We start from the raw sequence: 11,761 nt of genomic DNA, 5'->3' as shown, positions 1-11,761 counted from the left end.
GGCGAGCATAGATGAATTTAGAAACAATTATTGGTTTAGAAGTTCACGTTGAGTTAAAAACAAATTCGAAAATTTTCTCTGCGAGTCCAACAGAATTCGGAGCGGAGCCAAATACACAAACAAGTGTAATTGACTTAGGATACCCAGGGGTACTTCCTACTTTAAATAAAGAAGCAGTTAACTTTGCGATGAAAGCTGCAATGGCATTAAACTGTGAAATCGCAACGGAAACGAAGTTTGACCGTAAAAACTATTTCTATCCAGATAACCCGAAAGCTTACCAAATCTCTCAATTTGATAAGCCAATTGGTGAAAATGGTTGGATTGAAATCGAAGTAGACGGTAAAAAGAAACGTATCGGTATTACACGTCTTCATTTAGAAGAAGATGCTGGTAAATCAACGCATACAGCTGATGGTTCATTAGTAGACTACAACCGTCAAGGTATGCCTTTAATCGAGATCGTATCTGAGCCAGATATGCGTACGCCAGAAGAAGCATATGCATACTTAGAGAAGTTAAAATCAATCATTCAATACACTGGTGTATCTGATTGTAAGATGGAAGAAGGTTCCTTACGTTGTGATGCGAACATTTCTCTTCGTCCAGTTGGACAAGAGAAGTTCGGTACAAAAGCGGAACTGAAAAACTTAAACTCATTCACTTACGTACAAAAAGGTCTTGAGCATGAGCAAGTGCGCCAAGAAAAAGAACTGTTATCTGGTGGTATCATCCAACAAGAAACACGTCGTTATGATGAAGCAACGAAGAAAACAATCTTAATGCGTGTGAAAGAAGGATCTGACGATTACCGTTACTTCCCGGAGCCAGACTTAGTTGAACTTTACATTGATGATGAGTGGAAAGAAGCAGTTCGAGCTTCTATTCCAGAACTTCCAGATGCACGTAAAGCTCGCTACGTTGCAGAACTAGGCTTACCAGCTTATGATGCACACGTGTTAACATTAACGAAAGAGATGTCTGATTTCTTTGAAGCAACTGTTGCAGACGGTGCTGATGCGAAATTAACATCGAACTGGTTAATGGGTGAAGTACTTGCATACTTAAACAAACAACAAAAAGAATTAAAAGACGTTGCATTAACGCCTGCTGGTTTATCTAAAATGGTTCAATTAATTGAAAAAGGTACAATTTCTTCTAAAATCGCGAAGAAAGTATTTAATGAATTAATTGAAAAAGGTGGAGACCCAGAAGAAATCGTTAAAGCGAAAGGTCTTGTTCAAATTTCTGACGAGGGTACACTTCGTAAAGTTGTAACAGAAATTCTTGATAATAATGAGCAATCTATCGAAGACTTTAAAAACGGTAAAGACCGTGCAATTGGCTTCTTAGTTGGTCAAATTATGAAAGCTACAAAAGGACAAGCAAATCCACCGCTTGTTAACAAAATCTTACTTGAAGAGATTAATAAGCGATAATAGTAATGACTTTTAAAGATTAAGCAGAAAAACACCCGTACATGGGTGTTTTTCTAGGTTAATCAAACGTTTGTTTAAATGAGACAAAATCGTTTAAACAAACGTTTGATTAACTGTCAAAAGTGGAAAAATGTTTGTATAGCAACTATGGTATGATAGTTGCAAAAAGGTGGGAATAATGATAAATCTAAACATAGAGGTTTTTTTCATCTCATGAAATAATAGATAGTTATTATTCGTTATATGTAAATTTTTATGGAAGAATGGATAGAAATAAAGTGAAACTTTAATCAGTGGGAGGTTCATCCAAAGCTGATTATTAGCCCTCACCAATCGGGCATTTACTGCCCGCAAATAGCGGGATAAATTTTGGAGTCAAATAAAAAACCATTGAAATGAATATTTACTTTTGATGGACTACACGAATCGGGTTCTTACTGCCTGTTTGAGCGGGATAAAAGAAGGATAGCAAGATGAGAGGAGGTAGGCATGGGAATACTGAATAGAAGTTCAGTATGTTCTTTTTCGATACATAAAGAAATTTCCTGTGCTAATAAATGATGAAGCGAGCAAGAATTATTTATAATCCTACTTCTGGGCGTGAGCTATTTAAGAAGAGCTTACCAGAAGTATTACAAAAATTAGAACAAGCTGGCTATGAGACATCTTGTCATGCGACAACGGGTCCTGGAGACGCTACTGTGGCGGCGAGGCAAGCTGCGGATCGTAAGTTTGATGTTGTTATTGCAGCTGGTGGAGACGGTACATTAAATGAAGTAGTAAACGGTTTAGTTGGGCATGAATTCCGTCCGAAATTTGGAATTATTCCAGTTGGAACGACAAATGACTTTGCACGTGCAATTGGTGTACCTCGTTCTATTGAAGAGGCAGCAGATATTATTTGCGAAGGAAAAACAGTGCCATTAGACCTTGGTAGAGCGAACGATACATATTTTATTAACATCGCTGGTGGCGGTCGTATTACAGAATTAACATACGAAGTACCGAGTAAGTTAAAGACAGTATTAGGGCAGCTTGCTTATTACCTAAAAGGTATCGAGATGTTACCATCATTGCATCCGACATATGTTGAAATTGAGTATGATGGAAAGTTACTACAAGAAGAAATTACGATGTTTTTAATTACGAATACTCGTTCAGTAGGTGGATTTGAAAAGGTAGCACCGTATGCATCTATTAACGATGGGTTATTTGACCTATTAGTACTGAAAAAAGGTTCTATCGCTGATTTAATTAAAGCAGCAACACAAGCACAACGTGGTGAACATATTAATAATCCAAAAGTGTTATATACACAAGCGAACCGAATTAAAGTACATTCACCAGATAAACTAATGATTAATTTAGATGGTGAGTATGGTGGAGATGCACCGATGGAATTCGAAAATATATATCATTGTTTAGAACTATTTGTTCCTGAACATCAAGAGGATGCCCTGTAAAGGCATCCTTTTTTACTTTGTTAAAATGAATTGTAAATTGGGAGTTAGTTTGATTTTTATGGTATTTTTACAATTCTTTTATTTTACATCCATACTTTATTGATACACTGGAAGAGATAAGAAATGAGAGGTAGGGTGCTATGGAGAAGGTAAAGGCGATATTATTTGATAAAGATGGGACATTAATGGATTTTCATTCAATATGGATAAAAGTAGCTGAAGAACTTGTAGCTGAATGTATAAGTTTATATCATTTACCAAGTACAATGCGGCAGACCTTATTAGAAGAGATTGGTGTAGAGGGAGCATTTGTTAATCCAAGGAGTGCAATAGCTGCTGGAACAAGCCTTGATGTAGCGAAGGGGCTTTGTAATTATATTGAGTCTGCTAGAGAAGAAGAGATGCATCAGTGGGTAAGTGAGAAGTTATTTTCCCTTATGTATGAGCATCGTTCGCATATGAAAATGACAGCAGACTTACCGAAAGTGTTACAGGCATTAAAAGATAAAGGATTTATATTAGGGGTTGTCACGGCGGATGATTTCGCACCAACAGAATTATTTTTAAAACAATATAAGTTGGAGAACTTTTTTGATTATATTATAGCCTCGGATACATTCCCTGCGCAAAAACCAGATAAAAAGATTATAGAAGTGTTTTGTGAGAAATTTAATTTAGAATCATGTGAGGTTGCGGTTGTTGGAGATACGCCAACTGATTTACATTTAGCTAAAAATGGCGATTGCTATGCAATTGGGGTGCTATCTGGTACAGGAGACCGTCCAACATTAGAACCACTTGCTGATTTAGTGTTAGATTCTGTTGGAGAGTTTATTTCTCAATCGGGTGAGTTTTTCTGGGAGAAAGAAAAGTCTAATGTGTAAGGAAAATAAGTCTATAAAGACTCTTAATGAGTCTTTATAGACTTATTTTTTATGCCTGGATACAAAGAATATAGGATAAATGCTAGAAAAGAAAGTTGGCATATATTTTGCAATAAAAAGAGAAAACAATGTAAAGAAAAGGATGGGGTACGCAATGAACACAAAAAAATTTGCTAAAGTAAATGAACAAATTCCAGGACCGAAAGCGGCATCTTTATTAGAACGCCGTCAAAATATAGTACCAAAAGGAGTAAGTAACGGCATCCCAACGTTTGTACAATCTGCCAATGGTGCTCTTGTAACAGATGTTGATGGCAATCAGTACATTGATTTTGCAGGAGCAATCGGGACAATTAACGTAGGGCATTGTCATCCAACGGTTAAAGAAGCGCTCCATAAACAAGTCGATCAATACATTCATACTGGATTTAACGTCATGATGTATGAGCCATATATTGAATTAGCAGAAAAGCTTGCGGCATTGGCACCAGGAAGTTTCGATAAGCAAGTCCTGTTTTTAAATAGTGGTGCAGAAGCAGTTGAGAACGCGGTGAAAATCGCTCGTAAATATACGAAGAGACCTGGTATTATCGCATTTTCTAAAGGTTTCCACGGGCGTACATTAATGACAATGACGATGACAAGTAAAGTGAAGCCATATAAATTTGGGTTTGGTCCCTTTGCTCCAGAAGTATATAAAGCGCCATTTCCATACGAATACCGTCGCCCAGAGGGATTAACGGAAGAGCAGTATGATGATTTTATTATTGAAGAGTTTAAGAACTTCTTCATATCGGAAGTAGCACCAGAAACAATTGCAGCTGTTGTAATGGAACCTGTTCAAGGGGAAGGTGGATTTATCGTCCCAAGTAAGAAATTTGTTCAAGAAGTACGCCGCATTTGTTCAGAGAACGGCATCTTATTTGTAGCGGATGAAATACAAACAGGCTTTAGTCGTACAGGAAAATATTTTGCAATTGATCACTATGATGTCGTTCCAGATTTAATTACAGTGTCTAAATCATTAGGTGCTGGTGTACCGATAAGTGGTGTCATTGGACGTAAAGAAATTATGAATGAGTCTGCACCAGGTGAACTTGGTGGAACGTATGCAGGAAGTCCATTAGGATGTGCGGCTGCATTAGCTGTTCTCGATGTAATAGAAAATGAGAAATTAAATGATAGAGCGATAGAATTAGGAAAAGTCGTAATGAACCGATTCGAAGAGATGAAAAATAAATATCATTGCATCGGTGATGTGCGTGGGTTAGGCGCAATGTGTGCATTTGAGGTCGTTCAAGATCGTAAGACGAAAGCACCTGACAAAACGTTAACGGCTAATCTATGTGCAGAAGCAAATAAGCGTGGGTTACTGTTATTATCAGCAGGGACATATGGAAATGTTATCCGTGTGTTAATGCCTTTAGTTATTACAGATGAGCAACTTGAAGAAGGTTTAACAATAATTGAAGAATCGTTGCAAGCTTGCTATGAGCAAACAAACATCGCTCGCGTTTAAAAACTGAAGTATAAATAGCAAACATTCTAGCTGACTCTATGTTAAATGCAGAAAATTCACTTTATAATAAAGGTAGTGAAGTGGATCGATGGATTTGAAGTTAGGGGTGGCTAGGATGGTTGCAGAAAAGGAACGAGTGTTAATGGATTTAAAAGATGTATTTGAATATGCGTTTGACGAAATTTTTGTTACAGATGAGCAAGGGATCGTTGTACGTGTAAATAGTACATGTGAAAGGCACTACCAACTAGCTGCAGAAGAGTTAGTTGGTAAGCATGTAAAAGAACTACAAAAGGATGGAATCTTTTATCCATCAGCGACATTAGAAGTGATTGAAAAAAAGAGGCCAATTGAACTCGTTCAAACTACAAAATCAGGAGAGTATTTACACGTTCGTACAAGGCCTGTTTTTGATGATGAGGGAAATTTAAGAAGAGTGATTAGTTATTCTCGCGACCTTACTGAACTCTATCAATTACGTCAAAAGGTAGAGGAAATGGATAATCAGCTAAAAACATATAAAAAAGAATTAAGAGAAACATATGAGCATGAAGGACTTATTTTTAAAAGTCTAGCTATGCAAAAAATAGTCGATACAATCAAAAAAGTATCTGTAGTGGATAGTACTGTTCTCGTTTTAGGCGAGACTGGAGTAGGAAAAAGTCGATTAGTACGCCATTTACATGAAGTGAGTCACCGTAAGTATGAAAGTTTCTATGAAATTAATTGTGCGGCATTGCCAACTAATTTAATTGAATCGGAGCTTTTTGGATATTCAGGTGGATCTTTTACAGGTGCGAATCGTGAAGGGAAAAAGGGACTATTAGAATCCGCGCATAAAGGAACTCTTTTTTTAGATGAAATCGGTGAAATGCCGCTTGAAATTCAAGCGAAGCTTTTGCAAGTATTGCAAGAAAAAACATTTCGTCCTATAGGCGGAAGAGAATTAAAAAAAGTGGATGTTCGAATTGTGGCGGCAACAAATAGAGATTTAAGCGAGATGGTGAAACAAGGAACATTTCGGAAAGATTTATACTATCGTTTGAATGTCATTCCAATTGCAATTCCCCCGCTTAGGGAAAGAACAGAAGATATTTTGCCGCTTATTTATCATTACTTGCAGCACTTTAATAAAAAGTACGGACGTGATGTGAAACTAGCGCCGAGTACGTTACAAATGTTTGTTGGATATCAGTGGGAAGGGAACAATAGAGAAATAGAGAATGTAATTGAGAGAATTGTTATTACTGTTGATGATGTTGTAACGGTAGAGGATTTGCCACTCTCTATGCAAGAGGCTGCAGTTGAACAATCGGGGCAAAGCCTTTATAAAATGCTGGAAGAGGTAGAGAGAAATATAATTCTTAAAGCGTATAAAACGTATGGATCAAGTTATAAAGTGGCTGAGTTTTTGCAAATTAGTCAATCTGCTGCTACTAGAAAAATTAAGAAGTTCATAGAGGAGGAAGAAAACATTGGATAAAAAGGCGACTTTCGTAAGTATAGATAAAAAGGCGATGTATATAAATGGTGAGTGGATTACACTACAAGAACAAATTGAAGTAAATAATCCTGCGACGAAGGAAATATTTGCAACTGTACCAAAAGGCGGAGTAACAGAGGCAAAGCAAGCTGTTGATGCTGCACATGAAGCTTTTAAAACGTGGTCTAAGTTAACGGCAGCAGATCGTGCCACGAAGTTAAAAAAGTGGTTTACGCTTATTGATGAAAATAAAGAAGAGATCGCAGCGATTATGACGAAGGAACAAGGAAAGCCGTTTGCAGAAGCGCTTGGTGAAGTAAATTATGCAAACAGTTTTGTTGAATGGTATGCAGAAGAGGGGAAACGCGTATATGGTGAAATGATTCCTGCTGCTCATCCGAATAAGCGCATTTTAGTTATGAAGCAACCAGTTGGCGTTATGGCAGCTATTACACCTTGGAACTTCCCAGCTGCTATGATTACGAGAAAGGTAGCCCCAGCGCTTGCAGCAGGCTGTACAGCCGTTGTGAAACCGGCAAGTCAAACGCCATTAACTGCATTGAAATTAGCTGAATTAGCCCATGAAGCAGATATTCCAAAGGGCGTAATCAATATCGTAACAGGTAGTGCAAAAGCAATTGCTGATACATGGATGGAAGATGGTCGCGTTCGAAAAGTGTCCTTTACAGGGTCAACGGAAATCGGGAAAGAGTTAATGGCTAGTGCGGCGCAAACGATGAAAAAAGTTTCGCTTGAGTTAGGGGGACACGCTCCGTTTATCGTAATGAATGATGCAGATTTAGATAAAGCAGTAGAAGCGGTGATTGGTTCGAAATTCCGTAATGCAGGACAAACGTGTATATGTACAAACCGAGTATTCGTTCAAGAAGAAGTATACGAAGTATTTGTAGAGAAGTTCCAAAAGGCAGTAGGGCAGTTGAAAGTAGGAGACGGTTTCGGTGACGGAACGACTGTCGGGCCACTTATTGATGAGAATGCAGTTTCAAAAGTACAAGAACATATTGAAGATGCTATTCAAAAAGGTGGAACAGTTTTATATGGTGGTCAAAAGGTCGTAGAGTTAGAGGGACATTTCATTCAACCGACTGTAATTGGGTTGGCAAATGATACGATGCTTTGTATGAATGAAGAAACATTTGGGCCAGTGGCACCAGTTGCGAAATTTAAAACAGTTGATGAAGTAATCGAGCGTGCAAACAATACACCATACGGTTTAGCTGCGTATATTTTCACGAAAGACATTAGCCAAGCATTCCAAATTAGTGAAGCGTTAGAGTACGGTATTATCGGTCTAAACGATGGTCTTCCATCAGTTGCACAAGCACCATTTGGTGGATTTAAAGAAAGTGGTATCGGTCGTGAAGGAGGACATTTCGGCATCGAGGAATATTTAGAAATTAAATATATTTCATTGGGACTATAAGTAGTATACTAGAATCTCTATAAGGTAACAGAGAAGGAGATTCTAGTATGGTATATTGGCTATTATTACTTGTTACAATTATTTTTGAAGTAGCTGGAACAATTGCGATGAAACTATCAAATGGTTTAACAAAGCTCGTTCCAAGTGTACTGATTTTCGTGTTTTATGGAATTTGTTTCAGCGTGTTCGCCATCGTTGTGAAAAAGATCCATTTAAGTATTGCTTATGCTATTTGGTCTGGCGTTGGAACATTACTTATTACAATCATTAGTGTGTACTTTTTTAAAGAGCATATTAGTTTATTTCAAGCATTTTGTATTCTTTTTATTGTTTTGGGTGTCATTGGACTTAAGGTTTCATCGGCATCATGAAAGCTATCTTTTGTAGAAGATAGCTTTTTTCTATTTGTGCAGTTAGCAATTAATACGACAAAATATGACAAGAAAGAGTAAAGCGTTTTGTTATGATACATATGAAATATTGTCTTATGTGGAGGAAAGAGTATGTTAAAAAAGGTAAGTCAAATTGTTTTAATTTTTGGCATAGCTTTTAGTTTAAGTGCTTGCACTGAGACTAAAGATAGTAATGAAAGTAAACAAGAAGATGTTCAAGATAAAGTGTATAAAATAGGGGAGACAGTAGACGTAGATGGTTTGCAAGTAACTATCGATTCAGTTAAATTAGGATATCCGGATTATGATGAGAATAAAAAGAAAGAGGAGATTTTGGGGATTATTTTCAAAGTAGAAAATAATAGTAAAAAGGAAATACCTTTTGCATTTTATGAATTTGAGATTACCGATAAGAAAGGTACAAGATTTAAAGAATATAATAACCCTGATAGCTTTATTAGTAAAAAGTTAGCACCAGATGAAAAAATTCAAGATATCATGCTATTTGACGTAGCGAAAGAAAATACGTATATCGCTACGTATAGACCGGAGTTTACGCATGAAAATAGAACGATAAAATTTGAATTGAAACCAAATAAATAAAGAAACACATTGGATTATCCAATGTGTTTCTTTATGGTAATAAATTTAAAACGCCCAGTTACCTTTACGGAAGATAGGCTCATGTCTGCCATCAGCAGTAATACCGTCAATATCAAGCTCAGCTGACCCAATCATGAAGTCGTTGTGTGTGATACTAGCGTTTGCGCCGTTTTCAGCAAGTTCTTCTTTAGACATTGTTTTTCCGCCAACTAAGTTAAATGCATAAGCATTTCCGATTGCAAGGTGGCAAGATGCATTTTCGTCAAATAGTGTATTGTAGAATAAAACATTTGTGTTTGAAATTGGTGAGTCATGAGGTACTAAAGCTACTTCTCCTAAGAAGTGAGAACCTTCATCTGTTTCTACTAAATGTTTTAAAGCTTCTTCACCAGCTTCAGCTTTATAGTCTACGATACGCCCGTTTTCAAATGTTAACGTGAAATTATCGATAATATTACCTGCAAATACTAACGGTTTTGTACTAGAAACTTGGCCGTTTACACCTGTTTTAAGTGGCATTGTAAATACTTCTTCAGTTGGAATATTAGCCATAAATGGTACGTTCTTTTCATTTAAGCTACCAGCACCAGCCCATACATGTTTTTCTGGAAGCTCGATTGTTAAATCTGTTCCAGGACCTGTATAGTGAAGAGCTTTATAATGCTTTTCGTTTAAGTAATCCACTTTTGTATGTAATGTTTCATCATGTTCTTTCCATGCTTCTACAGGATTTTCTAAATCAGCACGAGTAGCTTTGAAAATAGCATCCCATAACTTTGCTTCTTGTTCTTCTGGCGCTACGTCAGGGAATACTTTCGCAGCCCATTCTTTCGTAGGAACAGAAATGACACACCAGCTTACTTTATCTGCTTGTACGTAATCACGGTATACTTTCATTGCTTCTCCAGCTACTTTATGAGCTGTTGCAATACGCGATGCTTCTACACCTTTTAATAAATCAGGGTTTTCTGCATAGATAGACATAAATGCAGCGCCTTCTTTTGCTAATTCTTCACGAGCATGTGCTTTCCAAGATGGAAATTCAGCGAAAGCTTCTTCAGGAGCTAGATCGAACTTTAAGCGTGTTAACGTCTCATCATTCCAATCTACATATACGTGTTTTGCACCAGATTTATATGCTTTTTCTGTAACGAGGCGTACAAATTGTACAGCTTCAAGAGGTGCACTAATTGATAAAGTTTGTCCAGGTTGAATATTAACACCAACATTAACTGCAAGAGCAGCATATTTCTCTAACGTTTGTTCAAATGACATATGTATAATCTCCTTTAATTTGAAAGATTTCTTACTATATATAATACAAGAAAATTCTAAAAATATATATAAATATAAAGTAAAAAGAGAGCTCAAAATGTATTGAGCCCTTATATTTACTTAATTGAAGAAGCAAACTGCTCTACAGTCGTTGTATGGTGTATACGAACGCGCTTCATCTTTAACAATTCATCAGGTTCACCCTTCGTAATGAATTGCCCAGGCTTTGTCGTCGTCGCAAATTGATAATACTTCTTCGTTTCTGTAACAACCTTATCATCTACATGACCGAATGGATAAGCAATCGCGATAACAGGCTTACCTGTTATTTTTTCTAGTTTTTCTTTTGAACCTTTTAACTCTTCCTCATAGTTTGTAATTTTCGGTAAGTCTGCATGTGTTGCAGTATGAGATTGCACCGAGAAAATGCCGGAATCAACCATTTCTTTTATTTCAGAAGTAGACAATGCTCCTTCTACATCAACGTTATCAACAATCATATATTCTGTTGCTGCCGGTTTAAAAGTATCATCTTTTAGCTTTTGTAAAACGCGAAATGCATTCATATTATTTTTCATACCGTCATCAAATGTAACGAAAATCGGCTTATTTACTTTATTTATATCGCCCCAGCGTTCAAACGTTAAAAGCGTATAACCATTGTCTTTTAAATGTTTCATTTGTGCTTCAAAGTTAGCTGGTGATACGAATAAGTCTTTAATACCTTGACCATGATAATCATCGATTGCGTGATACATAAGAACAGGAACCTTTTGTTCGAAAGTAATAGTAGATTTCGTAAGCGGGATTGTTTTCCCATCTTCTTTCATTCCTGTTGCTTCAATTTGGAACTCACCGCGTTTTCCTTCAAATTCTTTTATGTCAAAAGGAATTGTAAATTGTTTCTCCTTTTCTTTAGAAGAAAAAGATTTAGCACGTTCCTTTCCATCAGCTGTGCGCCAAATTTTATATTGTACTTCATTTAAAGAATCTTTTAAGTCTGTAATATGAATACTTGTGTTTGTAGATTCGTGTGTGATGGGAGTATAAGAAATTTTACCTTGTTCTTGTAGAGTCTCTTTTTGTATAGCTACTTCTTGAACCTTTTTCTCTTTTTTAGGTTCTTGGCTTACATTGCTAGTATTGCAGCCTGCTAGAATGGCAGACGTACATAAAGCAATTGCTGCGTATTTTCTCATAAAAATCACCTTCTATTGTGTAGTATGTTGCATATTGACATTAAAATCCCCACCGCTATA

At 36.7% G+C, this 11,761-nt stretch carries 10 protein-coding genes; 8 read left to right on the top strand and 2 right to left on the bottom strand.

Annotated features, from left to right (window positions below; translation table 11 throughout):
- The first annotated feature begins 11 nt into the window (after positions 1-11).
- The 8 genes from gatB to MR168_RS08860 all read left to right on the top strand — a co-directional run bounded on the left by gatB (position 12) and on the right by MR168_RS08860 (position 9,227).
- Positions 12-1,439 carry an Asp-tRNA(Asn)/Glu-tRNA(Gln) amidotransferase subunit GatB gene (gene gatB, locus MR168_RS08895; RefSeq protein WP_001047685.1) on the top strand — a complete coding sequence of 476 codons (1,428 nt, stop codon included), beginning with the start codon at positions 12-14 and terminating at the stop codon, positions 1,437-1,439.
- 557 nt (positions 1,440-1,996) lie between these two features.
- On the top strand, positions 1,997-2,902 hold the full coding sequence (locus MR168_RS08890) for a diacylglycerol kinase (RefSeq protein ID WP_000977679.1): 906 nt from the start codon (positions 1,997-1,999) through the stop codon (positions 2,900-2,902).
- Between the two features lie 140 nt (positions 2,903-3,042).
- A complete protein-coding gene (locus MR168_RS08885; RefSeq protein WP_000416672.1) occupies positions 3,043-3,786 on the top strand; it encodes an HAD family hydrolase in 744 nt (247 codons plus the stop codon).
- Between the two features lie 154 nt (positions 3,787-3,940).
- Complete coding sequence (gabT, locus tag MR168_RS08880; RefSeq protein WP_001093019.1) at positions 3,941-5,305, top strand: 4-aminobutyrate--2-oxoglutarate transaminase; 1,365 nt, start codon at positions 3,941-3,943, stop codon at positions 5,303-5,305.
- 115 nt (positions 5,306-5,420) lie between these two features.
- Entirely contained in the window at positions 5,421-6,788 is a 1,368-nt protein-coding gene (locus tag MR168_RS08875; RefSeq protein ID WP_016121506.1) for a sigma-54 interaction domain-containing protein, read from the top strand.
- Positions 6,781-8,232, top strand: a complete 1,452-nt coding sequence (gene gabD, locus MR168_RS08870; protein WP_044306511.1) for an NADP-dependent succinate-semialdehyde dehydrogenase — start codon at positions 6,781-6,783, stop codon at positions 8,230-8,232. The genes MR168_RS08875 and gabD overlap by 8 nt, the downstream gene beginning before the upstream one ends.
- 47 nt (positions 8,233-8,279) lie before the next feature.
- Complete coding sequence (locus MR168_RS08865) at positions 8,280-8,603, top strand: DMT family transporter (protein ID WP_000263262.1); 324 nt, start codon at positions 8,280-8,282, stop codon at positions 8,601-8,603.
- A gap of 132 nt (positions 8,604-8,735) precedes the next feature.
- Positions 8,736-9,227, top strand: a complete 492-nt coding sequence (locus tag MR168_RS08860) for a DUF4352 domain-containing protein (protein WP_000915109.1) — start codon at positions 8,736-8,738, stop codon at positions 9,225-9,227.
- 45 nt (positions 9,228-9,272) lie between these two features.
- Here the strand turns inward: MR168_RS08860 and MR168_RS08855 are convergent, their stop codons facing one another.
- Positions 9,273-10,502, bottom strand: coding sequence for an aminopeptidase (locus MR168_RS08855; protein WP_000007349.1), 1,230 nt, complete (start codon positions 10,500-10,502; stop codon positions 9,273-9,275).
- 116 nt (positions 10,503-10,618) lie between these two features.
- Complete coding sequence (locus tag MR168_RS08850) at positions 10,619-11,701, bottom strand: polysaccharide deacetylase family protein (protein WP_001233735.1); 1,083 nt, start codon at positions 11,699-11,701, stop codon at positions 10,619-10,621.
- Positions 11,702-11,761: the final 60 nt, after the last annotated feature.

Origin of the sequence: Bacillus cereus group sp. BfR-BA-01356, assembly GCF_022663635.1 — a bacterium.
In the GTDB taxonomy this organism is placed as follows: domain Bacteria; phylum Bacillota; class Bacilli; order Bacillales; family Bacillaceae_G; genus Bacillus_A; species Bacillus_A cereus.
Note: the sequence above shows the minus strand (reverse complement) of the source record. Positions and strands in the feature narration are given on the sequence as shown.